Origin of the sequence: Pantoea sp. M_10 (assembly GCF_008631515.1) — a bacterium.
In the GTDB taxonomy this organism is placed as follows: Bacteria; Pseudomonadota; Gammaproteobacteria; order Enterobacterales; family Enterobacteriaceae; genus Pantoea; species Pantoea anthophila.
On sequence record NZ_VWUL01000003.1, the window covers coordinates 172,117 to 194,317 of the forward strand.

27 protein-coding genes are annotated in these 22,201 nt (G+C 58.5%); 14 read left to right on the forward strand and 13 right to left on the reverse strand.

Going from position 1 to position 22,201, the window contains the following annotated elements; translation table 11 throughout:
- Positions 1–48 precede the first annotated feature (48 nt).
- The 6 genes from lptB to F3I47_RS10635 are packed head-to-tail and all read right to left on the reverse strand — an operon-like array spanning position 49 to position 4,435.
- Complete coding sequence (gene lptB, locus F3I47_RS10610; RefSeq protein ID WP_009092467.1) at positions 49–774, reverse strand: LPS export ABC transporter ATP-binding protein; 726 nt, start codon at positions 772–774, stop codon at positions 49–51.
- Between the two features lie 5 nt (positions 775–779).
- Entirely contained in the window at positions 780–1,331 is a 552-nt protein-coding gene (gene lptA, locus F3I47_RS10615; RefSeq protein ID WP_033736432.1) for a lipopolysaccharide ABC transporter substrate-binding protein LptA, read from the reverse strand.
- Positions 1,306–1,878: an LPS export ABC transporter periplasmic protein LptC gene (gene lptC, locus F3I47_RS10620; RefSeq protein ID WP_009092465.1), complete on the reverse strand. Its 573-nt coding sequence runs from the start codon at positions 1,876–1,878 to the stop codon at positions 1,306–1,308. Before lptC ends, lptA begins: the two co-directional genes overlap by 26 nt.
- Entirely contained in the window at positions 1,875–2,441 is a 567-nt protein-coding gene (gene kdsC / locus F3I47_RS10625; protein ID WP_009092464.1) for a 3-deoxy-manno-octulosonate-8-phosphatase KdsC, read from the reverse strand. The genes lptC and kdsC overlap by 4 nt, the downstream gene beginning before the upstream one ends.
- A 13-nt stretch (positions 2,442–2,454) precedes the next feature.
- Positions 2,455–3,438, reverse strand: a complete 984-nt coding sequence (gene kdsD, locus F3I47_RS10630; protein ID WP_009092463.1) for an arabinose-5-phosphate isomerase KdsD — start codon at positions 3,436–3,438, stop codon at positions 2,455–2,457.
- Between the two features lie 16 nt (positions 3,439–3,454).
- Positions 3,455–4,435, reverse strand: a complete 981-nt coding sequence (locus F3I47_RS10635) for a calcium/sodium antiporter (protein ID WP_150028728.1) — start codon at positions 4,433–4,435, stop codon at positions 3,455–3,457.
- 226 nt (positions 4,436–4,661) lie between these two features.
- On the opposite strand from F3I47_RS10635, the gene mlaF reads away from it, so the two are divergent.
- From mlaF to murA, 7 genes are all read left to right on the forward strand, one after another.
- Positions 4,662–5,477: a phospholipid ABC transporter ATP-binding protein MlaF gene (gene mlaF / locus F3I47_RS10640; RefSeq protein ID WP_046101074.1), complete on the forward strand. Its 816-nt coding sequence runs from the start codon at positions 4,662–4,664 to the stop codon at positions 5,475–5,477.
- Positions 5,478–5,481: 4 nt separating this feature from the next.
- Positions 5,482–6,264 carry a lipid asymmetry maintenance ABC transporter permease subunit MlaE gene (gene mlaE, locus F3I47_RS10645; protein ID WP_009092460.1) on the forward strand — a complete coding sequence of 261 codons (783 nt, stop codon included), beginning with the start codon at positions 5,482–5,484 and terminating at the stop codon, positions 6,262–6,264.
- Between the two features lie 4 nt (positions 6,265–6,268).
- Positions 6,269–6,814, forward strand: coding sequence for an outer membrane lipid asymmetry maintenance protein MlaD (gene mlaD / locus F3I47_RS10650; protein WP_009092459.1), 546 nt, complete (start codon positions 6,269–6,271; stop codon positions 6,812–6,814).
- A gap of 15 nt (positions 6,815–6,829) precedes the next feature.
- Positions 6,830–7,465 (forward strand): phospholipid-binding protein MlaC, encoded by a 636-nt coding sequence (mlaC, locus tag F3I47_RS10655; RefSeq protein ID WP_009092458.1) that lies wholly within the window; start codon positions 6,830–6,832, stop codon positions 7,463–7,465.
- Positions 7,465–7,770: a lipid asymmetry maintenance protein MlaB gene (gene mlaB, locus F3I47_RS10660; protein ID WP_046101075.1), complete on the forward strand. Its 306-nt coding sequence runs from the start codon at positions 7,465–7,467 to the stop codon at positions 7,768–7,770. The genes mlaC and mlaB overlap by 1 nt, the downstream gene beginning before the upstream one ends.
- Before the next feature lie 113 nt (positions 7,771–7,883).
- Positions 7,884–8,141, forward strand: coding sequence for a BolA family iron metabolism protein IbaG (gene ibaG / locus F3I47_RS10665; RefSeq protein ID WP_009092456.1), 258 nt, complete (start codon positions 7,884–7,886; stop codon positions 8,139–8,141).
- 67 nt (positions 8,142–8,208) lie between these two features.
- Positions 8,209–9,468, forward strand: a complete 1,260-nt coding sequence (murA, locus tag F3I47_RS10670) for a UDP-N-acetylglucosamine 1-carboxyvinyltransferase (protein WP_009092454.1) — start codon at positions 8,209–8,211, stop codon at positions 9,466–9,468.
- Positions 9,469–9,530: 62 nt separating this feature from the next.
- Here murA and F3I47_RS10675 read toward each other — a convergent pair whose 3' ends face one another.
- Both F3I47_RS10675 and ispB read right to left on the reverse strand, forming a co-directional pair.
- Complete coding sequence (locus F3I47_RS10675) at positions 9,531–9,815, reverse strand: helix-turn-helix transcriptional regulator (protein ID WP_033736431.1); 285 nt, start codon at positions 9,813–9,815, stop codon at positions 9,531–9,533.
- A gap of 231 nt (positions 9,816–10,046) precedes the next feature.
- Positions 10,047–11,018: an octaprenyl diphosphate synthase gene (gene ispB, locus F3I47_RS10680; RefSeq protein ID WP_150028727.1), complete on the reverse strand. Its 972-nt coding sequence runs from the start codon at positions 11,016–11,018 to the stop codon at positions 10,047–10,049.
- 257 nt (positions 11,019–11,275) lie between these two features.
- On the opposite strand from ispB, the gene rplU reads away from it, so the two are divergent.
- From rplU to cgtA, 3 genes are all read left to right on the forward strand, one after another.
- Positions 11,276–11,587 (forward strand): 50S ribosomal protein L21, encoded by a 312-nt coding sequence (rplU, locus tag F3I47_RS10685; RefSeq protein ID WP_008925416.1) that lies wholly within the window; start codon positions 11,276–11,278, stop codon positions 11,585–11,587.
- A 15-nt stretch (positions 11,588–11,602) separates the two neighbouring features.
- Complete coding sequence (gene rpmA / locus F3I47_RS10690; protein WP_009092448.1) at positions 11,603–11,860, forward strand: 50S ribosomal protein L27; 258 nt, start codon at positions 11,603–11,605, stop codon at positions 11,858–11,860.
- Positions 11,861–12,102: 242 nt separating this feature from the next.
- Positions 12,103–13,275, forward strand: coding sequence for an Obg family GTPase CgtA (gene cgtA / locus F3I47_RS10695; protein ID WP_009092447.1), 1,173 nt, complete (start codon positions 12,103–12,105; stop codon positions 13,273–13,275).
- Between the two features lie 63 nt (positions 13,276–13,338).
- Here the strand turns inward: cgtA and F3I47_RS10700 are convergent, their stop codons facing one another.
- Genes F3I47_RS10700 through F3I47_RS10720 form a run of 5 tightly spaced genes read right to left on the reverse strand, consistent with a single transcriptional unit; the run spans position 13,339 to position 18,197 of the window.
- On the reverse strand, positions 13,339–13,761 hold the full coding sequence (locus tag F3I47_RS10700; protein ID WP_046101077.1) for a hotdog fold thioesterase: 423 nt from the start codon (positions 13,759–13,761) through the stop codon (positions 13,339–13,341).
- 2 nt (positions 13,762–13,763) lie between these two features.
- Positions 13,764–14,522, reverse strand: coding sequence for a 2,3-dihydro-2,3-dihydroxybenzoate dehydrogenase (gene dhbA / locus F3I47_RS10705; protein WP_150028726.1), 759 nt, complete (start codon positions 14,520–14,522; stop codon positions 13,764–13,766).
- Positions 14,519–15,373 (reverse strand): isochorismatase family protein, encoded by an 855-nt coding sequence (locus F3I47_RS10710; RefSeq protein ID WP_150028725.1) that lies wholly within the window; start codon positions 15,371–15,373, stop codon positions 14,519–14,521. Before F3I47_RS10710 ends, dhbA begins: the two co-directional genes overlap by 4 nt.
- A 24-nt stretch (positions 15,374–15,397) precedes the next feature.
- On the reverse strand, positions 15,398–17,008 hold the full coding sequence (locus tag F3I47_RS10715) for a (2,3-dihydroxybenzoyl)adenylate synthase (protein ID WP_150028724.1): 1,611 nt from the start codon (positions 17,006–17,008) through the stop codon (positions 15,398–15,400).
- A gap of 10 nt (positions 17,009–17,018) precedes the next feature.
- Positions 17,019–18,197 (reverse strand): isochorismate synthase, encoded by a 1,179-nt coding sequence (locus F3I47_RS10720; protein ID WP_150028723.1) that lies wholly within the window; start codon positions 18,195–18,197, stop codon positions 17,019–17,021.
- A gap of 177 nt (positions 18,198–18,374) precedes the next feature.
- Between F3I47_RS10720 and fepB the strand changes: the two genes are divergently transcribed.
- The 4 genes from fepB (at position 18,375) to F3I47_RS10740 (ending at position 22,195) form a co-directional block, all read left to right on the forward strand.
- Positions 18,375–19,349 carry a Fe2+-enterobactin ABC transporter substrate-binding protein gene (gene fepB, locus F3I47_RS10725; RefSeq protein WP_150028722.1) on the forward strand — a complete coding sequence of 325 codons (975 nt, stop codon included), beginning with the start codon at positions 18,375–18,377 and terminating at the stop codon, positions 19,347–19,349.
- Between the two features lie 91 nt (positions 19,350–19,440).
- A complete protein-coding gene (gene fepD, locus F3I47_RS10730) occupies positions 19,441–20,427 on the forward strand; it encodes a Fe(3+)-siderophore ABC transporter permease (protein ID WP_150028721.1) in 987 nt (328 codons plus the stop codon).
- Positions 20,427–21,407 carry an iron-enterobactin ABC transporter permease gene (gene fepG, locus F3I47_RS10735; protein WP_190311310.1) on the forward strand — a complete coding sequence of 327 codons (981 nt, stop codon included), beginning with the start codon at positions 20,427–20,429 and terminating at the stop codon, positions 21,405–21,407. Before fepD ends, fepG begins: the two co-directional genes overlap by 1 nt.
- The gene (locus tag F3I47_RS10740) at positions 21,404–22,195 is read left to right on the forward strand and encodes an ATP-binding cassette domain-containing protein (RefSeq protein WP_150028719.1); all 792 of its coding nucleotides are present in this window, start codon (positions 21,404–21,406) and stop codon (positions 22,193–22,195) included. The genes fepG and F3I47_RS10740 overlap by 4 nt, the downstream gene beginning before the upstream one ends.
- Positions 22,196–22,201: the final 6 nt, after the last annotated feature.

Here is a 22,201-nt window from a genome sequence, read left to right on the forward strand (position 1 = left end):
AGACAGGATGATAGTTCCCAGGTAAATAGCGGTCTTAACGACACCTTATCAGAGTCTGAACTCTTCACCCAAATAAACCCGCTTAACCTGCTCATCCGCAAGAATTTCATTGGGTGTGCCGTGCGCGATCAGGTGGCCCTGGCTGACGATATAGGCCCGCTCACAGACCGCTAACGTTTCACGCACGTTGTGGTCGGTAATCAGCACGCCGAGGCCGCTGTCACGCAGATGCTCAATGATCTTCTTAATGTCGATAACGGAGATAGGGTCAACACCGGCAAAAGGCTCATCCAGCAGAATGAACTTCGGATTGGCGGCCAGCGCACGCGCGATCTCAACACGGCGGCGTTCGCCGCCGGAGAGGGCCTGGCCCATGCTGTCGCGCAGGTGCTCAATGTGGAACTCTTCCATCAGCTCGCGGGCGCGATCCTGGCGTTGCTCTTCAGTCAGATCGTCACGGATCTGCAGCACCGCCATCAGGTTATCGTAAACGCTGAGGCGACGGAAAATGGACGCCTCCTGCGGCAGATAGCCGATACCCCGACGCGCACGCGCATGCAGCGGCAGGATGCTGATGTCTTCATCGTCAATCACGATACGGCCCGCGTCACGCGGCACGATGCCGACCACCATGTAGAACGTGGTGGTTTTACCGGCACCGTTCGGGCCCAGCAGGCCGACAATCTCGCCGGATTTCACCTGCAGACTGACATCTTCTACCACGCGACGGCCTTTGTAGGCCTTCGCCAGGTTTTCTGCGATTAATGTGGCCATAGCTATCAGTTACTCTTCTTCTCGCTGTTGGACGACGCTTTATCCTGAAGTTGCGACGGCACCAGTACGGTGGTGACGCGCTTGTTCTGGCCCTGGCTGAAAGCCTGCATCTTCTGCTCTTTCACCAGGTAGGTGATGCGATCGCCTTTGATGTTGCTGTCCTGCTGCTCAATAAACGCATTGCCGGTCAGTTCAACGAAATCGTTGGCCAGTTCGTAATGCAGTTTTGCGGCATGGCCCTGAACCGGTTTGCCGCTGTCCTGCATCTGATAGAAGGTGGCAGGATTACCGTAGGCGTCGACGATAGTTTTCTTACTGTCGCCGCCCGGACGGGTGACCACGACTTTATCTGCCGTAATTTTGATGGTGCCCTGCGTCACAATGACGTTACCGGTAAAGGTCGCGACATTGCCCTGTAAATCCAGCGCCTGATTCTGCGAGTCAATATTAACGGGTTTGTCCGAGTCACCGGTCAGGGCCAGCGCCGGAACGCTGGTCGCCAGCAGCACGCTGGCCAGTAAAAGCTTCAGGCTATTTTTGTTCATTTTGAATTTCATAAGAGGTTTTGACCTTCTCGATTAACTCGGCGTTTTTTGTCCGTAAATTGCCGCGCATTTTCATGCCGGTGGAGTTAAAGCTGCGGCCATACAATGTCACCTGGTCATCCGAGGTAACGTCCTGGGTCACCAGATTGATCTGCGCGTTATCTGTTTTGATCCGCTCCAGCTGAGAATCCTGCGTCAGCGTGTTGAGCTCAACATGGCCATAAAGATAAAGCATACGATCTTTAGTGAGCTTTGCCTTATCCGCGCGTAACGTCCAGGTCGGGATTTTGTTCTCATCATAGGTGGTCATCACCGGATGCTCGAACCAGCTCAGTTCGTCATCCGAGAAATAGGTCACTTTGTCTGAGACCAGTTTATAGGACAGCGCGCCCTGCGGGTTATAAACCACCGTGTGCGAATCCGCACTGGTGTAGGTCGGAGACTGACTGTCTGTCCCGACGGGCATCCCATCGTCATCCTTATTGGTAAGATTCCAGCCGATCAAAACCAGTGCAATCAAGGTCAGAATCAGCGTTATCCAACGCCTGCTTTTACTCATACTGATTGCCCTTTGGCATCCTCAAATTTGTTCTGCGCCATTAAGATCAGATCGCAGACTTCACGAACCGCACCGCGTCCACCGGCGATACGGGTAACATAGTCTGCGCGCGGCAACAGGATGGGATGTGCATCCGCCACCGCCACGCTCAATCCCACCTTCGCCATGACCGGCCAGTCGATCAGGTCATCGCCGATATAGGCGACCTGGTCGTCGGAAAGGGACAGTTTATCCAGAAGTTCGCGATAGGCCAAAAGCTTATCCGATTGTCCCTGATAAAGATGACGGATGCCGAGCGTTTTGCAGCGATCTTCCATCAGACGGGCATTGCGGCCGGTAATAATAGCCACTTCCACATCTGAGGTCAGCAGGCAACGCACGCCATAGCCATCCCGCACGTTGAACGCCTTAAGCTCTTCGCCGTTATTTCCCATGTAGATCACCCCGTCGGACATCACGCCGTCCACGTCACAGATCAGCAGACGAATGCGACTGGCGCGCGCCATAACCTCAGCACTGACCGGGCCGTAGCAGGTGTCAATCGGGGGAGTTGCCTGTTGCATTTTCTCTTCCTGTTCAGACTACGCCAGCGCGCAGCATGTCATGCATATGTACCACACCGAGCAGATGGTCGTCATCGGCCACCAGAATCGACGTAATGTTTTTGGTCTGCATCAGGTTCAGGGCGTCCACCGCCAGCATGTTTGGCCGGACGCGGATGCCCCCTGGCGTCATCACTTCCCCGATGGTGGCACGCTGGAAATCGATGCCCATATCAAAGATGCGGCGCAGGTCACCATCAGTAAAAATCCCTTCGATTTTCATCAGGTCGTCGACGATCACCGTCAGACCGAGGTTTTTGCGGGTAATCTCCAGCAGCGCATCGCGCAGTGAGGCGTCACGGGTGACATGCGGCAGCGCATCGCCACTGTGCATGATATCGGCCACATGCAGCAGCAGTTTGCGGCCCAGCGCACCGCCGGGGTGGGAGAGGGCGAAATCCTCCGCTGTAAATCCCCGCGCTTCCAGCAGCGAAACCGCCAGAGCATCACCCATCACCAGCGTGGCGGTGGTACTGCTGGTCGGGGCCAGACCCAGCGGGCAGGCTTCCTGAGGAACGTGGACGCAGAGATGCACGTCGGCAGCCCGTCCCATCGCGCTGTCAGGCCGTCCGGTCATGCAGATCAGCGTAATGTGCTGGCGCTTCAGCACCGGAATCAGGGCGAGAATCTCGTTCGACTCCCCGCTGTTAGAAATGGCGATGACCACATCATTTTTGCTCACCATGCCCAGATCGCCGTGGCTGGCTTCGCCCGGATGCACAAAAAAGGCGGGCGTGCCGGTGCTGGCAAAGGTCGCCGCCATTTTCTTGCCGACGTGACCTGACTTCCCCATGCCCATTACTACCACCTTACCCTGGCAGGCATAGATCAGGGCGCAGGCGCGGGCAAAATCCTCATTGATATATTGATCGAGCTGTTCCAGCCCTTCACGCTCAATGCGCAGGACGGTTTTTCCCACCTGCTGGAAGTCGAATGCTGTTGGTTGCTGATGTGACATAGTGAGTCTGTCCTTGTTAGCCGTCCATGAACGCCGGCTGTATCCACAGCAGCGTCACCCAGACGAAGAAACCACAGAGTAAAATCAGGCCTGCCGTCCGGCCAACACGGCGGCGCCGTAGCAGGCAGAGCAGGGCAAAGAGCGCACTCACGCCGAGCATCACCCAGTAGTCGCGGGCGAAAGCGTGATAGTCAATGCTGCCGGGGTGGATCAGCGCCGGCAGGCCAAGCACGATGGCAATATTATAAATGTTGGCGCCGACCAGATTACCGATCGCGATATCATCTTCGCCTTTCAGTGCACCGGCGATGACCGTTGCCAGCTCAGGCAGGCTGGTGCCCACGGCAATCAGCGTCAGGCCCATCACCAGCTCACTGACGCCAAAGTAGTCGGCAAAGGCCGTAGCATTGTCGATCACCATACGTGTCGACATCGGCAGGATGATCAGCGCAACGGCGAGCCAGAGAAAGGCCACCGTGTTGCCGCTCTCTTCACGGGGCAGCTCGGCCAGCTGCTCGCGGGTCAGGGTGTCGTTATTGTCCCGTTCGGCCTTGCGTGCGATGCGAATCACCACCAGAAGATAAATCGCGGCAATCGCGATCAGGCCAATTCCATCCAGTCGACTAAGCTGATTGTCAAACAGCATAAAACCGCTGAGCAGGGTGACCAGCAACATCAGCGGCAGTTCGCGGCGAATCAGATTAGAATGCACACTCAGCGGGTGCATAAGCGCAGCGGCACCCAGAATCAGTAAAATGTTCGTAATATTCGAGCCGAGGGCGGTGCCCACAGCGAGATCCATCTGGCCATGCTGCGCTGCCGAAAAGGAGAGGATCATCTCCGGCAGCGAGGTGCCGATGCTGACCACGGTCATGCCGATAATCAGCGGCGGAATGCCCAGAGAGCGGCATAATATTGAGGCGCTAAACACCAGTCGATCGGCACCATAAGCCAGTAAAAGCAAACCGATAATCAACAGTGCAGAAGCTACGAACATGAAAAATCCTTGCGTAAAAACTCAGGCCGGCAATGCGTTCCCGGCCGGTTTAAAATTCTGTTTGGCGAGACAGGCGCTGATTTTGACCGCCTCAGGGGCAAAAGTAAATTTAATGACCATTTTCGCCAAATCTTAGCGGTAAGTTTCTGTAAAGCTATCGTGAATCAGGACCGAACAGGCTACCATCGTACCCCATGTTTACGCCCGATCCTTACAAGAGGTAATAATGACCCAGCAGCAAACGAATCTGGTTGAGGTTCGTGGCGTGAGTTTTTCGCGCGGAGATCGCACCATCTTTGATGACATCTCGCTGACCGTGCCGAAAGGCAAAGTGACCGCGATTATGGGGCCATCGGGGATCGGAAAAACCACTCTGCTACGCTTGATTGGGGGGCAACTTCAGCCGACCCGCGGCGAGATTTTTTTCCGTGGCGAAAACATTCCGTCATTATCGCGCGCCAGACTGTATGAAGCGCGTAAAAAGATGAGCATGCTGTTCCAGTCGGGTGCGCTGTTTACAGACTTAACGGTTTATGAAAACGTTGCGTGGCCGCTGCGTGAACATACGCGACTGCCTGAGCCGCTGCTGCACAGCACGGTGCTGATGAAGCTGGAGGCGGTGGGCCTGCGGGGCGCGGCCCAGCTGAAGCCCGCAGAGCTGTCAGGCGGCATGGCGCGACGTGTGGCCCTGGCGCGCGCTATTGCGCTGGAGCCGGAACTCATCATGTTTGATGAGCCCTTCGTCGGTCAGGATCCGATTACCATGGGCGTGCTGGTCAAACTCATTGATGAACTGAACCATGCGCTGGGCCTGACCTGCATCGTGGTCTCGCATGACGTACCGGAAGTACTGAGCATTGCGGACTATGCCTATATTGTGGCCGGACAAAAAATTATCGCACACGGCACCACGCCGGAACTGCGAGAGAATAACGACCCGCGCGTGCGCCAGTTTATTGATGGCGATGCGGATGGTCCGGTTCCATTCCGTTTTCCTGCCGGCGATTATCTCGCTGATTTAACCGGCTCACGGAGTAACTAAACAGATGGTCTTGAAGGCGCTGGCGTCGTTTGGTCGTCAGGGAATTGAAACGTGCGCCAGTTTTGGACGCGCAGGATTAATGCTGTTTCATGCGCTGGTAGGAAAACCGGCGTTTCGCAGACACACGCCGCTACTGATCAAACAGCTCTACAGCGTTGGCGTGCTGTCGCTCCTGATTATTGTGGTATCGGGTCTCTTCATTGGCATGGTTCTCGGGCTGCAGGGCTATCTGGTACTGACCACCTATGGCGCCGAAACCAGTCTGGGTATGCTGGTGGCCCTGTCGCTGCTGCGAGAGCTGGGACCGGTGGTGACCGCACTGCTGTTTGCCGGACGGGCGGGCTCGGCGCTGACGGCGGAAATCGGCCTGATGAAAGCCACCGAGCAGCTCTCCAGTATGGAGATGATGGCGGTCGATCCGTTACGCCGGGTGGTGTCGCCCCGTTTCTGGGCGGGCTTCATCAGCATGCCGCTGCTGGCACTCATCTTCACGGCGGTCGGGATCGCGGGCGGTGCGCTGGTGGGGGTGAGCTGGAAGGGGATCGATCCCGGCTTCTTCTGGTCGGCGATGCAGAATGCAGTCGATTTCCGCACCGACGTGGTGAACTGCCTGATTAAAAGCGCCGTCTTTGCCGTGACGGTGACCTGGATTGCTCTTTTTAATGGCTATGACGCGATTCCCACTTCCGAAGGGATCAGTCGCGCGACAACGCGTACCGTCGTACACGCCTCTCTGGCGGTACTCGGGTTGGATTTTGTGCTGACAGCACTGATGTTTGGGAATTGATGCAATGCAAAGCAAAAAAAGCGAAATCTGGGTTGGCATTTTTATGATTATGGCGCTGATCGCCGCGCTGTTCCTCTGTCTGCGCGTCGCCGACCTGAAGTCGATGGGCACGGAGCCGACGTGGAAACTCTACGCGACCTTTGACAATATTGGCGGCCTCAAAGCCAGTTCGCCGGTCAAAATCGGCGGCGTAGTGATTGGCCGGGTGACGGATATCGAGCTTGAACCGAAGACCCTGCTGCCGCGCGTCACGATGGAGATCAGCGATCAGTACGCGAATAAAATTTCAGACACCAGTTCGCTGGCGATTCGCACCCAGGGTCTGCTGGGTGAGCAGTTCCTGGCGCTTAACTTAGGCTTTGACGACCCTGAGCTCGGTTCGGCGATGCTGAAAGATGGCGATACGCTGCGCGACACCAAATCGGCGATGGTGCTTGAAGATCTGATCGGTCAGTTCCTTTACAAGAGCGGCGACAACAAACAAAAAAATGAGGGCAAGGATGCGCAGGATGGCAGCAGTGCCGCGCCTGCGGAACCGGCTCAACCTTAAAGAAGAGGGCATACCATGTTTAAACGTTTACTGATGATTGCCATGCTGGTGGTTGCGGTCCCGCTGACGGCAACGGCAGCCGACCAGAGCAATCCCTACAAGCTGATGAACGAAGCGGCGCAAAAGACCTTCAGCCGTCTGAAAAATGAGCAGCCAAAAATCAAGCAGGACCCCAACTACCTGCGTCAGATTGTGCGTCAGGAACTGCTGCCTTACGTGCAGATCAAATATGCGGGCGCATTAGTGCTGGGTCGCTACTATCGTGACTCAACACCGGCCCAGCGCGAAGCTTACTTCAGCGCTTTTGGCGACTATCTGGCCCAGGCTTATGGTCAGGCACTGGCCCTCTACAACGGCCAGAGCTACCAGATCCAGCCTGAGCAGCCGCTGGGCGACGCCAAAATTGTGGCGATTCGCGTCACTATCATCGATCCTAATGGCCGTCCGCCGGTTCGCCTCGACTTTCAGTGGCGTAAAAACAGCCAGACTGGCAACTGGCAGGCTTATGACATGATTGCCGAAGGTGTCAGCATGATCACCACCAAACAGAATGAGTGGAGCGATCTGTTACGGACCAAAGGTATCGATGGTCTGACGGCGCAGCTCAAATCGTCTGCGTCACAGCCAATCACGCTGGATAAACAACAATAATGCACGAATCGTTACGCTGGGAGCGCGAAGCCAGCACGCTATTACTGAAAGGCGAGCTGGATCGCGACACCCTGATGGGCCTCTGGCAGCAGCGTGAAACGCTGATTCGCGGCGTCGAGACGATCGACGTCGCGGCGCTGAACCGGGTTGACTCTTCCGGCCTCGCTCTGCTGGTGCACCTGCGGGAAATCGCACGGGCGCAGGGGAGCACCCCGCGCTTTGCCGGTATCAGCGACAAACTGCAGTCGCTGATTACGCTTTACAATCTGCAACAGATTATTGTTTCTGCGGATAAAAGCGCCTGATTTCCGCTTGTTATGCTAAGCCCCTGTTTTCAACAGGGGCTTTTGCGTATTTAAGAGTCAGCCGCTTTCCTCTACTATGTCAGCCTTATTATTATTAAGTGAAGTTAAGCACAATGGAAAACAGTGAAATTCAGGCCGTGCTGATGGCAGCGCTGCCTTTAGACGAAGTGCATGTGATGAGCAACGATGGCAGCCATTTTCAGGTAATCGCCGTAGGCGAACTGTTTGGCGAGCTGAGCCGCGTGAAAAAACAGCAGGCTGTCTACGCGCCGCTGATGGAATACATCGCGGACAACCGCATTCATGCTGTCTCTATCAAAACCTATACTCCCGCTGAATGGGCGCGCGACCGTAAACTCAACGGTTTCTGATCCCTCAGCGTGGTGCACTCGTGGTAAGCGAGTCCCATCTTTAGCTAGTTAATTGAGAGCCGTGTTAATGGACAAATTTCGTGTGCAAGGCCCCACCCGCTTAAGTGGTGAAGTAACCATTTCCGGGGCGAAGAACGCCGCGCTACCTATTCTGTTTGCTGCCCTGCTGGCTGAAGAGCCGGTAGAGATCCAGAATGTGCCAAAGCTGCGCGACATTGATACCACCATGAAGCTGCTGAGCCAGCTGGGTGCGAAGGTGGAGCGCAACGGTTCTGTGCATGTCGATGCCAGCGCGGTCGATGTATTTTGTGCGCCTTACGATCTGGTGAAAACCATGCGCGCCTCCATCTGGGCGCTGGGCCCGCTGGTGGCGCGTTTTGGTCAGGGTCAGGTTTCGCTGCCGGGCGGCTGCGCGATTGGTGCGCGTCCGGTTGACCTGCATATCACCGGCCTGGAACAGCTGGGTGCCGAGATTAAGCTGGAAGAGGGCTACGTCAAGGCGTCCGTCAACGGCCGCCTGAAGGGCGCGCTGATTGTCATGGACAAGATCAGCGTCGGCGCAACCGTCACTATTATGAGTGCGGCAACCCTGGCGACCGGCACCACCGTGATCGAGAATGCGGCGCGGGAGCCGGAAATTGTCGATACCGCCAACTTCCTTAACACGCTGGGTGCCCGCATCAGCGGCGCAGGCACCGACAAGATCACCATCGAAGGCGTCGAGCGTCTGGGCGGCGGTGTTTACCGCGTTCTGCCGGACCGTATCGAAGCCGGCACCTTCCTGGTGGCAGCCGCCATTTCAGGCGGTAAAGTGATGTGCCACAAGGCTCAGCCCGATACGATGGATGCGGTTCTCTCTAAACTGCGTGATGCCGGTGCCGATATCGAAACCGGCGAAGACTGGATCAGTCTCGATATGCACGGCAAACGCCCTAAAGCGGTCAATGTGCGCACCGCGCCACACCCGGGTTTCCCGACCGATATGCAGGCGCAGTTCACCCTGCTGAATATGGTGGCGGAAGGCACCGGCGTGATTACCGAAACCATTTTCGAAAACCGTTTCATGCACATCCCGGAACTGATTCGTATGGGCGGCCATGCGGAGATCGAGAGCAACACCGCGATCTGTCACGGGGTGGAAACCCTGTCCGGTGCGCAGGTGATGGCGACCGATTTGCGTGCTTCTGCCAGCCTGGTTCTGGCTGGCTGTATCGCAGAAGGCACGACATTCGTCGATCGCATTTATCACATCGATCGTGGCTATGAGCATATCGAAGATAAGCTGAAAGCGATGGGTGCGAATATCGAGCGCGTCAGCGAAGAGTAATCTCAGGTATGCGCTGAAAGAACCAGCCCTTTGTGGGGCTGGTTTTTTTTCGCCTGTCGATCTCAGGGTGTGCCGGAAAGATCGGCGGGGATCCGGATACGTTTTTTGCGATCCAGCAGGCGGTGCGTGTCAGGATCGTAGTAGCGGCTGGGCCAGATCTCGCTGGGATGCACCTCGATCGCCTCGGCGATCAGCCATTCGCCTTTTGGCCACGGGCGCGTCAGCGCATTCGCGAGTGTTGATGAGCTGAGGCCGGCCGAGCGTGACAGTGCGGCCAGCGTCGTACCGCGTTTGTGCAGGGCTGCGATAATGTCAGCCGGGTGCCAGTCTTCCATCCTTTTTTGCATAACCCGTTCTCCTTGTCTTTGTGTCGTCCACCGGGACGTTGGCTTACCTTTTTACTGTTATCTGGAAAGTAAGCGTTTTTTATAGCAAATAGTTTCCATTAATTTCCAGTAATATTTGGCGTCAGCGTCGGGTCTGTGTGACAGCCCGCAAAAGGCATGCAACAGCAATGAGCGAACATAAAGAAGTGAGAGCGGGGAGGAGAAACGGAGCCAGGGAGGCTCCGTAGGGAATCAGAAATCGCGCTGAACTGACATGTGCGCCAGCGACTCCAGCGCACTGCGCCAGGGTGATTCAGGCAGAATGCGCAGAGCGGCAATCGCCTTATCCGCTTCCTGTTCGGCGCGGGTGCGGGTCCACTCCAGCGAGCCGCACTGGTGCATCGCTTCCAGTACCGGTTCCAGCAGATGGCGGCCATTACCCTTCTCAATGGCTTCGCGGATCATCTTCGCCTGCTCAGGTGAGCCGTTCTGCATTGCATGCAGCAGCGGCAGCGTCGGTTTCCCTTCGCTCAGGTCGTCGCCGGTGTTTTTACCCAGCGTCTCTCCGTCCGCACTGTAATCCAGCAAATCGTCGATTAACTGGAAAGCCGTGCCCAGATAGCGTCCATAATCCTGCAGTGCTTTCTCCTCTTCCGGCGTGGCGTCAGCCAGGATCGCAGAAGCCTGCGACGCGGCTTCAAACAGGCGCGCGGTCTTGCTGTAAATCACGCGCATGTAGCTCTCTTCGGTGATGTCAGGATCGTTCACGTTCATCAGCTGCAGGACTTCGCCCTCGGCTATCACGTTGACCGCTTCTGACATCAGCGCCAGGATACGCAGCGACCCCATGCTGGTCATCATCTGGAAGGCGCGGGTGTAAATAAAATCCCCGACCAGCACGCTTGCCGCATTGCCAAACGCCGCGTTCGCGGTCGCTTTGCCACGACGCATATCGGATTCATCCACGACATCGTCATGCAGCAGCGTGGCGGTGTGGATAAATTCGATCAGCGCCGCATTGGTCACGTGCAGGTCGCCCTTGTAGCCCATGGCGCGTGCGGAGAGCACGGCAATCATGGGACGGATACGCTTACCCCCACCACTGATGATGTAGTAGCCCAACTGGTTGATGAGCGAGACATCTGAATTCAGCTGGTCGAGGATGGTCTGGTTAACGGCAGCCATATCCTGTGCGGTTAATTCGTTGATCTGTTCTAAGTTCATTCGTCTTTTCAGCTATGACTCGTTATCTCTGCCATGGTAAGTGCTTTTACCCAGCCAGCGTTCAGGTAATCTGTTACTGATTGTACTTGAATTTTCAGCCTGAGAAACGGTTGCGTTCAGCCTGTGTTTTTTTTCTGCAAGAGTGTGCAAAGTGCTCTTGTCTTCTTCTGGAGTTTTGCGTAGAATTCGCGCCCTATTGTGAATATTTAGCGCGCCGCCTGATGAACTAAAAGGCAAGCGCAGAAGCGGAGTTTTATATGTACGCGGTTTTCCAAAGTGGTGGTAAACAACACCGAGTAAGCGAAGGTCAGACCGTTCGCCTGGAAAAGCTGGACATCGCAACCGGTGAAACCATCGAGTTTGACCAGGTTCTGATGATTGCTAATGGCGAAGACGTGAAAATCGGCGCGCCACTGGTTTCAGGCGGTATGATCAAGGCAGAAGTTGTTGCTCACGGTCGTGGCGAGAAAATTAAGATCGTTAAGTTTCGTCGTCGTAAGCACTACCGTAAGCAGGCTGGCCATCGCCAGTGGTTCACTGATGTGAAAATCACTGGTATCACGGCGTAAGAGGAGATCTGACAAATGGCACATAAAAAGGCTGGTGGTTCGACTCGAAATGGTCGTGACTCCAATGCAAAACGTCTGGGTGTTAAGCGTTTTGGTGGTGAATCTGTTCTGGCAGGTAGCATCATCGTTCGTCAGCGTGGCACCAAATTCCACGCAGGCAGCAACGTAGGTTGTGGTCGTGACCACACCCTGTTCGCTACCGCAGACGGCAAAGTAAAATTCGAAGTTAAAGGTCCGAACAACCGTAAATACATCAGCATCGTTGCTGAGTAAGGTTGTCGTGACGCAGACGTTTAACGTCTGAACGCACGAATTAAAGGCCCCGCAGCTCCTGCGGGGCTTTTTACATTCTGCGCTCTGTCGCGGTAAAAGCGACGCCTCACTGAAGTTTGCTGTACACTTTATGTACACACTGGCGACAGCCAGTCCTGATTTATCCGCCGCTGGTCAGCGCAGAAGACCCTGGCGGACCCGTCTGCAGAGTGCTGCAGGCGATTGTGTGACGGAGATTGAAAATGAAGTTTGTTGATGAAGCGACAATTCTGGTCGTCGCGGGTGATGGCGGTAATGGATGCGTCAGCTTCCGCCGCGAAAAATATATCCCGAAGGGCGGCCCTGACGGGGGTGATGGCGGTGACGGCGGCGACGTTTATCTGATCGCCGATGAAAACCTCAATACCCTTATCGATTATCGTTTCGAGAAATCGTTCCGCGCTGAACGCGGGCAGAATGGCCAGAGCCGCGACTGTACCGGTAAACGCGGTAAAGATATCGAAATCAAAGTTCCGGTCGGCACCCGGGTTATCGACCAGGGAACCGGCGAGACCTTAGGCGACATGACGCGTCACGGCCAGAAACTGATGGTCGGTAAAGGCGGCTGGCATGGCCTGGGCAACACCCGTTTTAAATCGTCAGTGAACCGCAGCCCGCGCCAGAAAACCATGGGAACTCCGGGTGAGAAGCGCGACCTGCAGCTTGAGCTGATGCTGCTGGCGGACGTCGGCATGCTGGGCTTACCGAATGCCGGTAAATCCACCTTTATTCGCGCCGTGTCAGCCGCCAAGCCAAAAGTGGCGGACTATCCGTTTACCACCCTGGTGCCAAGCCTGGGCGTGGTACGTATGGACAGCGAGCAGAGCTTTGTCGTGGCCGATATTCCGGGCCTGATTGAAGGCGCCGCTGAGGGTGCCGGTCTCGGGATCCGCTTCCTGAAGCACCTGGAGCGCTGCCGCGTGTTGCTGCACCTGATCGACATCGATCCGATCGATGAAAGCGATCCGGTTGAAAATGCCCGCATCATTCTTGGCGAACTGGAAAAGTACAGCGAGAAGCTGTTCAACAAACCGCGCTGGCTGGTCTTCAACAAAGTGGACCTGATTGGTGAAGAAGAAGCGCAGGCACGTGCTAAAGCGGTCGCTGAGGCGCTGGGCTGGGAAGATAAGTATTACCTGATCTCTGCCGCCAGCCGTACCGGCGTCAACGAACTCTGCTGGGATGTGATGAGCTTCATCAACGCCAATCCGAAAGAAGCCGAGCTTGAAGAGAAGCAGCCGGAGAAAGTGGAGTTCATGTGGGACGATTACCACAAAGAAACCCTTGAAAATGCGACAGAAGTGGAAGATGAAGAGTGGGATGACGACTGGGATGATGAAGACGACGAAGGCGTCGAAATTATCTATCAGCGCTAACCACGACGCGGCCACAGGCTGACCGGCAAAGCCCCTCTTTCCGACCGAAAGGGGGGCTTTTTTTCAGCTGCTCATCACCGCCACGCTGAGTCGCGCACTGCAGCACAACTGATCCCGGCCGTTACGGATCTCGATCTGCCAGCTCTGACTGCGTCTGCCCAGATGCAGGGGGCGACAGATCCCCCGCACTGTCCCGGCTGACACCGCACGCAGATGGCTGGCATTAACTTCGACACCTACCACGCTGCTGCCTTCTTCCACCGCCATATACCCGGCCATAGAGCCCATCGACTCCGCCAGCACCACGGAAGCCCCGCCATGCAGCAGGCCGAACGGCTGGTGCGTGCGCGCATCCACCGGCATCGTCGCTTCCAGGTAATCCTCGCCTATCACGGTAAAGACGATCCCGAGATGGGCGACCAGCGACTGCTCGCCCAGTGCATTCAGAGCGGGAAGATCGAAGGATCGTTTCCAGATCGCAGACATTTTCAGGCTCCCAGGGTTGCGCCGCCGTCGACCACGATATCCTGCAGGGTTACATGGCTGGCCAGGTCTGATGCGAGAAACAGCACGGTGGCCGCAATTTCCTGCGGCTGCGCGATCTTGCCCAGCGGGATCCCCAGCTTAAACTGATCCGGAAAACCGGCGATCATTTCCTGCTCGCCACCGGGGGTCTGCCACAGGCTGCGCTGCATCGCGGTGTCGGTGGAGCCGGGTGAAACGATATTACAGCGAACGCCAAAAGGGGCCATTTCCAGCCCCACGGTCAGACAGAGACTGCGCAGCGCCGCTTTCGATGCGCCGTAGGCCGACATGCCGATTCGCGGCGCGTGCGCCGCGTTAGACGCCACGGTGACGATGGCCCCGGCGCGCTGCTGGCGAAAGCGCGGCAGCGTCTGCTGAAACAGGTTAAAGGCGCCGCCCGCGTTGACGTTCAGGCACGCCTGCCAGTCAGCGAAGGAGAGCGCATCGGTGGCGCCGACGCGCAAAATGCCCGCCGCGTTGACCAGCACATCAATGCGCGGTTGCGTTGCCAGCACGTGCTGACAGATCGCTTCTACCTGATCCGGATCGGCCACATCCAGGCGATGACAGCGAAACGGATAATCCTGCCGCGCAAACTGCAGGTCAAAGGCTTCCACCCGCGCGCCTGCCCGATGAAAGGCCAGCGCACTCTGATAACCAATGCCCTGACCGGCTCCGGTTACCCAGACAACGCGACCGCTGAAGTCGAAGGTGTGGCTCATTGAGTGAGCTCCCGCGACAGCAACGCCCACCAGCCATCGATGCTCGGATTTTTCGCCAGCGTAACAAAGTCGATATCCCGGTGAACCTGACGCCAGCGTGCCGCCAGCGCCATGACGCGCACCGAATCCAGACCATAATCGATCAGGTTTTCATCATCCTCCGGCACCTCATCATCCTCCAGCAGCGGCAGGACGAGCGCGCGCAGGTCCGCTTTGCTGAGAGGGACCGGCATCATATCAGCCGTCATTACCACTTTTCCGCTGCGGCCGGCGGTGTAAGTCAGCGCCATCATATGCTCCTCGCGGCTGAAATCAGCCAGCGCATCGGCCACCATAAACGGCTGGATATCACGCATAAAGGCATCCGTGGCGGTGGTCAGGCAGCCGATATGGGCATAGACGCCCGTGATAATCAGCTGATCGCGGCCCATCTCCTTCAGGATCGCCTCCAGCGGGGAACGATGAAAGGCGCTGTAGCGCCACTTGGTCAGCACCTGGTCGTCCTCGTCGGGGGACAGCGCCGCCACGATCCTCTGCTGGTCGGGATGTTTATTCAGGCCCGGTCCCCACATATCGTTGAGCAGGGCGCGATCCGTATCGCTCTGCGCCGTCGGCTGGGCGGTGTAAAACACCGGAATGCCCTGCGCTTTGCAGTAGCGACGCAGGCGGGCAATATTGCCGACGACCTGCTCAATCAGCGGGCTGTTTTCCCCCCAGAAGCTGAGAAAATAGCGCTGCATATCGTGGATGAGCAGGGCGGCCCGGCCCGGCTCCAGCGCCCATTTCACCCGGTTATTCGGCAATTCGGTGGCGGCGGGCAGTGGATAGGAGGTCAGTTGTGGAATAGTCATAAAAATTCTCCGGACAGATCGGGCTTACGCGTGTTGATCGGCAAGATGCTGGCGCAGACGTTTTTTATCGACCTTGCCGACCGGGGTCAGTGGCAGGGCATCTACGCAGGTAATGCGGTCGGGGAGCTTAAATTCTGCGACGCCCAGCTCACGCAGGTGGCGCCGCAGCGCCGCCGGTTTTACCGGCTGACGGGTGACGATAAACGCGCAGCTTTTTTCACCCAGCAGCGGATCGCTCATGGAGACCAGTGCCGCGTGGATCACATCGGCGTGTTGCTGCAGCAGGTTTTCGATCTCTTCCGCGGCGATCTTCTCGCCACCCCGGTTGATCTGATCTTTCTCCCGACCCTGCACGATAAGGTTGCCGTCAGGGGTGATCTCAACCAGGTCACCGGAACAGTAAAAGCCCCGTTCGTCGAAACTGGCGGCGTTGTGTTGCGGACTGTTGTAGTAGCCGCGAAAGGTGTAGGGGCCGCGCGTCATCAGACGACCGGTGGCACCCACGGGCAGAGGATGACCCTGCTCGTCGGCAACCCAGACCTCATCATCCGGAGAGATCGGGCGTCCCTGTGTGGTGAGAATGGTCTGCGGATCATCATCCAGCCGGGTGTAGTTCACCAGTCCTTCGGCCATGCCAAAGACCTGCTGCAGGGTGCAGCCGATCTCATGCTGTATGCGTGCAGCCAGCGTTTCGCCCAGCTTAGCGCCCCCCACCTGCATGCGCTGCAGGGAGGCCAGTGCCGCCTTGCTGTCCGATTCCTGAAGCGCCAGCAGCCAGAGGCTGGCGGCAGGCGGAACCAGGCCGGTATCGGTCACCTGATGTTTCTCAATCAGGGGAAAGCAGGCTGTCGCACTGGGATCGGCGGCCAAAATAACCTGTCCCCCCGCGTAAAAGACGCCCAGCGCGCCCGGCGAACTCAGCGGGAAGTTGTGGGCGGCGGGCAGGGCGATGAGGTAGCGGGTATCGGCAGTGACGCCACAGATCGCGTCACTTTCACGGATGCTGTAGTAGTAGTCGTTGTGGGTGCGCGGAATCAGTTTTGGCGTGCCGGTACTGCCGCCAGAGAGCTGGAAAAAGGCTACCTCGTCGCCCGCGGTCGGCGTGGCCATAAACGCACCGGCCGGTTCGGCCAGCAGCGCTTCAAGGCTCTGTTCCGGCGGTGAGGCATGGCGCAGGATCACCTGCTGCAGTGAAGGGTGATCGTGGCGGAGCTGCGCAATAAAAGCGTCATCGGCAAACAGCGGATGCGTGCGGTCAGCAATCACCAGGCGGGGCGAAATCTGGCTGGCGTAGGCGGTCAGTTCGGTGCGCTGATGGCTGAACAGGGCATTCACCGGCGCAACACCGAGTTTAAACAGGGCAAACAGCGTCAGGTAAAATTCGGCCACGTTGCCCAGCTGCACCAGCGCCGTATCACCCCGTTTCAGGCCACGCCGCTGTAACGCCGCCGCCAGGTTGTCACTCAGTGCCGCCAGCTGGCGGTAGGTCAACCGCCTGTCATCCTCAATCACCGCCACGCTATCGTTGTCGCGGTGGCGATCCAGTATGTCGGTCATCGGCAGGTCGAGCCAGTAGCCTTTTTCACGGTAACGGGCGGCCAGGTCGTCCGGCCAGCGGCTATAGGAGATCGTCATGCAGGTTCCTTTATTGCAATCCAAAAGCGCGAAGCAGGGTGTCGAGTTTGACGCCGGTTTCACGCCACTCTGCTTCAGGTTGTGAGTCCGTCACGATGCCCGCACCGGCAAACAGCCGTACCCGCGATCCCTTCACCGTGCCGCAGCGAATGGTGACGACCCATTCGCCATTGCCCCGGTCGTCACACCAGCCGACGATGCCGCCAAACAGCTGACGCTCAAACGGCTCAAGGCGCTGGATCAGGGCCTGCGCACGCTGATGCGGAAAGCCGCTGAGCGCCGGCGTCGGATGCAGCAGGCAGGCGAGGGAGAGTGCATTTTCGCGCTCGTCCAGCACTTCGCCTCGGATCTGCGTGGCGAGATGCCAGAGGGTGGCCGTGGTCAGCAGAGAGGGTGTTTCAGGCACCGACAGCAAACGGCTGCGCGGCTGCAGGGTGGCGCGCATCGCATCCGTCACCAGCTGATGTTCATGACGATCCTTCGCCGACTGCATCAGGCTGTCGCCGGAGGCCCGATCGCGTTGCGGATCGTGGCTGCGTGCGGCCGAGCCGGCCAGGGGACAGGAGCTGAACAGGCGACCCTGTTTTCGAATCAGTAGTTCCGGGCTGGCTCCCACCAGCGCGCCGCCGCCGGGCAGGGGCAGATGAAAGTGATAGCTGCCGGGATTCTGCACCACGATGCGCTGCATCAGAGCAGCCGTATCAACCGGCTGTTCAGCCACGATCTCCATCAGCCGCGACAGCACCACTTTCTCCAGGTCGCCCCGGCGCGTGGCGGCAACTGCCTGCGCCACCATGTCGGTAAAGCGCGCCTGATCCGGCAACGCCGTACGGCGACGAATCACGGGCAGATTCGCGTCTGCCAGTGAGGCCCGGGCGATCAGATCGTCACGGTTAAAGCGCTGCCAGGACTCCGGGATAAACAGCGCGGCGGGCTGCGCCACGTCAAAGGGGATGGCACCTGCCACGATGGGGTGCGCAATGCCCTGCTTTCTGGCCGAGGTAAAGTGGTGCTGAAGCTGCTGCTGAAAATCCCCTGTCAGCTGTTCACCCTGTCTGACTGGCGTGGTCAGCGTTGTAAAGCAGCCCTGTGTGGTGAGGCTTTGCCAGGGCGAGGTAAACAGGAAACCCTGGCAGAGTGCCGCAAAATCGTGCAACAGGGGATGTTCAAATGCGCGTGATTCGGCCATACTTTTCACCCGGAAATGATAAGATAACTAATAATGATTATCATTTGTATTATTAGGCGTTAAGCTACGTGGATTGGCCGGATCTGTCAATCCATATGCGGCGCTTCGGCTGCTGCTCCGGGTCAGATCAGCATAAACAGCCGCCGACCTTATCTGAACGAGTGTGGAAAATAACGTATGAATAAACAGAGGGTTAGCAGGGCGATCGTGCTGTTTTTTCTGAGCAGTCTGCTCAGTGTCAGCGCGGTGGCCGGGACGGGCTGGCCGCGCACCATTACCGGAGCCAGTGGCGATCTTACCCTGACGCAGGCACCGACCCGAATCGTCTCAACCAGCGTGACCCTGACCGGGTCGCTGCTGGCCATTAATGCGCCGGTGGTCGCCAGCGGGGCCACCGCCCCCGGCAGTCGCCTGGCGGATGAGCAGGGCTATTTCCGGCAGTGGGGCGCGGTGGCGAAACAGCGCGGCGTGAAGCGTCTCTACATTGGCGAACCCCGGGCAGAAGCGATTGCTGCCGAAGCGCCGGATCTGATTGTGGTCAGCGCCACCGGCAATGATTCAGCCATCAGACTGGTCGATCAGCTTGCGGCGATTGCGCCGGTGCTGGTGGTCAATTATGACGATAAAAGCTGGCAGCAGCTGGTGACGCTGCTGGGCAAGGCGACGGGGCATGAGGCGGATGCGGCCGCACGGATAAACGCTTTTGAGGCACGCGAAAAGGCGCTGAAGGCGAAGCTGACGCTGCCGCCGCAGCCGGTTTCCGCGATGGTCTGGAACGGCGACGGGCGGGCCGTGAACCTGTGGACGGCAGCGTCAGCGCAGGCCAGGTTACTGCAGCAGCTGGGCTTCACGCTGGCGACGCCGCCCGCCAGCCTTCACGCTGGTCACAGTATGGGAACGCGCAAAGATATTCTTCAGCTGTCAGGTGAAAATCTGGCGGCAGGCCTGAATGGTCAGACTTACCTGCTGTTTGCCGCCGACGACAACACCACTGCACAGGTGATGAGCAACCCTTTCCTGGCGCAGACCCCGGCAGTAAAAAGCAGGGCGGTCTATGCACTGGGGCTGGATAGCTTCCGCCTCGACTACTACAGCGCCAGCAATCTGCTGACGCGGCTGGAGACGCTGTTTGTTAAAGGCCGTGGCGTCTGAGAGACGGGATAACCTGCAGAAATGATAAGGCTTATCGGTCGCTTAATCGCATGGGCTTCTCTGTGACTCTTCTGGTGAAGGCTTAAACGTTATGCGTCAATGTCGCGCAATAGCAGGTTCAGGGATGCTGCTGTTGCTACTTTTCGCGCTCAGTCTGATGCTGGGCGCCAAATCCATTCCCCTCCATGAGGTCACTCAGGCCCTGTTCACCGACTGCACCCGCGTCGATTGTGTCATCGTGCGTGACGCCCGGCTGCCGCGCACGCTGGCGGGGGTGCTGGCCGGATGCAGCCTGGGGCTGGCGGGTGCGCTGATGCAGAGCCTGACGCGAAATCCTCTGGCCGATCCCGGCATTCTGGGGGTTAACGCCGGTGCGGGTTTTGCGGTCGTACTGGGGATCGCCCTGACCGGCGCAGACTCCCCGGCTGACTGGCTGGGTTTCGCCTTTGCCGGTGCACTGCTGGCCTCTCTGCTGGTGGCGCTGACCGGCGCCGTGGGCGGCGGTCGGGTCAGTCCGGTGCGCCTGACCCTGGCGGGGGTAGCGCTGGGTGCGGTGCTGGAGGGATTAACGTCCGGGCTGTCGCTGCTCAATCCTGATATCTACGATCATCTGCGTTTCTGGCATAGCGGCTCGCTGGATATCCGCAGTTTCGCCATTCTGCGCGCTACCTTGCCGGCCGTCGCTGTCGGCAGCGTGCTGGCACTGCTGCTGGCACGTTCACTGAACAGCCTGAGCATGGGCGGTGATATGGCGACCGCACTGGGCACCCGCGTGGTGCGAACGCAACTGACGGGCCTGCTGGCGATTGCGCTGCTGAGCGGCGCGGCGACGGCCACTGTCGGCCCCATCGCCTTTGTCGGCTTAATGACGCCACACCTGGCACGCTGGCTGCTGGGCAGCGACCATCGCTGGCTGCTGCCGGGAACCCTTGTGATGACCCCCTGTCTGCTGCTGGCCGCCGACATTCTGGGACGGCTGCTGGTGCCGGGCGAGCTGCGCGTGTCGATTGTGACCGCCATTATCGGCGCGCCGATGCTGATTGTGCTGGTTCGCCGCCGGCCGGGAAGAGGGCTGTGATGAAACGCATCATAATCAATGCGCTTTTACTGCTGGTGGCCTGCGGCATCCTGACGTTTTTGGGGCTGACACGCGGCACCCCCTCCCTCTCTGTGCAGCAGGTGTGGACGCTCTTCAGCGGGGAGGCGGCGCGCAATGTTCAGCTGATTGTGCTGGAGTGGCGTCTGCCGCGCGTCATGATGGCGCTGCTGCTGGGGGCCGCGCTGGGCGTCAGTGGCGCGATTTTTCAGTCACTGCTGCGTAACCCGCTGGGCAGCCCCGATATTCTCGGTTTCAACACCGGGGCATACAGCGGGGTGCTGGTCGCGCTGGTGCTGTTTCAACAAAACATGGCGGGCATGACGCTGGCGGCACTGGCGGGCGGGCTGCTTACGGCTGCGGTGGTCTGGCTGTTCAGCTGGCGCAACGGCGTGGAGACCTTTCGTCTGATTATCGTCGGCATCAGCGTGCGGGCGCTGCTGATGGCGCTCAACAGCTGGCTGATTATCAGCGCCTCCCTGGAGGCGGCACTGAGCGCCGGGCTCTGGAGCGCCGGTTCACTTAACGGCATCACCTGGGCGAAGACGCTTCCCGTGACGGTTGTGCTGCTGCTGGCGCTGCTGGCAACGGGAATGCTGGCCCGGCGCATGCGTCTGCTGGAGATGGGCGATGACACCGCCTGCGCCTTAGGGGTTCCGGTGGAACGCAGCCGCGTCATGCTGATGCTGACAGGCGTGATCCTGACTGCGGCCTCAACCGCGCTGGCCGGGCCTCTCTCTTTTATTGCGCTGCTGGCGCCGCAGATTGCACGGCGTCTCTGCGGAGGCGTCAAAGGCGCACTGCCGCTGGCTGCGCTATGCGGTGCGCTGCTGTTAATCGCCGCAGACTACGCCGCACAGCATCTTTTCCTGCCTTATCAGCTGCCGGTCGGTGTCATTACCGTCAGCCTGGGCGGACTCTATCTGATTGCTCTGCTGATACGGGAGGCGCGACGCCAGTGAGAGAGAAAACACGTTTGCAGGGTAAGGCGCTGACGCTGGGTTACGACAAAAAGATCGTGGCGGAGCATCTCTCGGTCGCGATCCCCGACGGTGAACTGACCGTCATCATCGGGCCTAACGCCTGCGGAAAATCGACGCTGCTGCGCACCCTGAGCCGGCTGGTGACGCCGCTGCAGGGCGAGGTGCTGCTGGATGGTCAGACGATCGCGCGGTATGCCACCAAAGAGGTGGCGCGGCGGCTGGGGCTGCTGCCGCAAAGTTCCAGTGCGCCTGCGGGCATCAGCGTCAGTGAACTGGTGGCACGCGGACGTTATCCGCACCAGACGCTGTTCGGACGCTGGCGACAGGAAGATGAGGCGGCGGTGCAGCAGGCGATGCAGGCCACCGGGGTGGCCGATCTGGCCGCCCAGCCGGTGGATACGCTCTCTGGCGGTCAGCGGCAGCGGGTCTGGATCGCGATGGTGCTGGCGCAGGAAACTCCGTTACTGCTGCTCGACGAACCCACCACCTGGCTGGATATTACGCATCAGATTGAGCTGCTGGAGCTGATGCAGGATCTCAATCAGCAGCACGGCCGCACGCTGGTGGTGGTGCTGCACGATCTTAATCAGGCGTGCCGTTACGCCAGCCACCTGATTGCGATGCGTGACGGAAAAATCATCGCTGAAGGGAAACCGGCGGAGATTGTGACGCCAGCGCTGATTGAAGCGATCTACGGCCTGCGCTGCGTCATCATCCGCGATCCGGTAGCCGGCACCCCGATGATTGTGCCGTGCGGAAGAGGCTGACCAGCA

Bases quoted from the DNA above. Each gene is read 5' to 3' on its own strand.
- F3I47_RS10715 (WP_150028724.1), bottom strand. From the start codon at position 17,008: ATGACGATCTCCTATAGCCGCTGGCCGGACGACCTGGCCGCCCGTTAC.
- F3I47_RS10675 (WP_033736431.1), bottom strand. From the start codon at position 9,815: ATGCAAAAAAGGATGGAAGACTGGCACCCGGCTGACATTATCGCAGCC.
- fepD (WP_150028721.1), top strand. From the start codon at position 19,441: ATGCGTCAATGTCGCGCAATAGCAGGTTCAGGGATGCTGCTGTTGCTA.
- rpmA (WP_009092448.1), top strand. From the start codon at position 11,603: ATGGCACATAAAAAGGCTGGTGGTTCGACTCGAAATGGTCGTGACTCC.
- ispB (WP_150028727.1), bottom strand. From the start codon at position 11,018: ATGAACTTAGAACAGATCAACGAATTAACCGCACAGGATATGGCTGCC.
- F3I47_RS10635 (WP_150028728.1), bottom strand. From the start codon at position 4,435: ATGTTCGTAGCTTCTGCACTGTTGATTATCGGTTTGCTTTTACTGGCT.
- rplU (WP_008925416.1), top strand. From the start codon at position 11,276: ATGTACGCGGTTTTCCAAAGTGGTGGTAAACAACACCGAGTAAGCGAA.
- F3I47_RS10710 (WP_150028725.1), bottom strand. From the start codon at position 15,373: ATGACTATTCCACAACTGACCTCCTATCCACTGCCCGCCGCCACCGAA.
- lptB (WP_009092467.1), bottom strand. From the start codon at position 774: ATGGCCACATTAATCGCAGAAAACCTGGCGAAGGCCTACAAAGGCCGT.
- lptA (WP_033736432.1), bottom strand. From the start codon at position 1,331: ATGAAATTCAAAATGAACAAAAATAGCCTGAAGCTTTTACTGGCCAGC.
- kdsD (WP_009092463.1), bottom strand. From the start codon at position 3,438: ATGTCACATCAGCAACCAACAGCATTCGACTTCCAGCAGGTGGGAAAA.
- mlaD (WP_009092459.1), top strand. From the start codon at position 6,269: ATGCAAAGCAAAAAAAGCGAAATCTGGGTTGGCATTTTTATGATTATG.
- kdsC (WP_009092464.1), bottom strand. From the start codon at position 2,441: ATGCAACAGGCAACTCCCCCGATTGACACCTGCTACGGCCCGGTCAGT.
- fepB (WP_150028722.1), top strand. From the start codon at position 18,375: ATGAATAAACAGAGGGTTAGCAGGGCGATCGTGCTGTTTTTTCTGAGC.
- F3I47_RS10700 (WP_046101077.1), bottom strand. From the start codon at position 13,761: ATGTCTGCGATCTGGAAACGATCCTTCGATCTTCCCGCTCTGAATGCA.
- dhbA (WP_150028726.1), bottom strand. From the start codon at position 14,522: ATGAGCCACACCTTCGACTTCAGCGGTCGCGTTGTCTGGGTAACCGGA.
- mlaE (WP_009092460.1), top strand. From the start codon at position 5,482: ATGGTCTTGAAGGCGCTGGCGTCGTTTGGTCGTCAGGGAATTGAAACG.
- mlaC (WP_009092458.1), top strand. From the start codon at position 6,830: ATGTTTAAACGTTTACTGATGATTGCCATGCTGGTGGTTGCGGTCCCG.
- lptC (WP_009092465.1), bottom strand. From the start codon at position 1,878: ATGAGTAAAAGCAGGCGTTGGATAACGCTGATTCTGACCTTGATTGCA.
- mlaB (WP_046101075.1), top strand. From the start codon at position 7,465: ATGCACGAATCGTTACGCTGGGAGCGCGAAGCCAGCACGCTATTACTG.
- F3I47_RS10720 (WP_150028723.1), bottom strand. From the start codon at position 18,197: ATGGCCGAATCACGCGCATTTGAACATCCCCTGTTGCACGATTTTGCG.
- ibaG (WP_009092456.1), top strand. From the start codon at position 7,884: ATGGAAAACAGTGAAATTCAGGCCGTGCTGATGGCAGCGCTGCCTTTA.
- murA (WP_009092454.1), top strand. From the start codon at position 8,209: ATGGACAAATTTCGTGTGCAAGGCCCCACCCGCTTAAGTGGTGAAGTA.
- fepG (WP_190311310.1), top strand. From the start codon at position 20,427: ATGAAACGCATCATAATCAATGCGCTTTTACTGCTGGTGGCCTGCGGC.
- mlaF (WP_046101074.1), top strand. From the start codon at position 4,662: ATGACCCAGCAGCAAACGAATCTGGTTGAGGTTCGTGGCGTGAGTTTT.
- cgtA (WP_009092447.1), top strand. From the start codon at position 12,103: ATGAAGTTTGTTGATGAAGCGACAATTCTGGTCGTCGCGGGTGATGGC.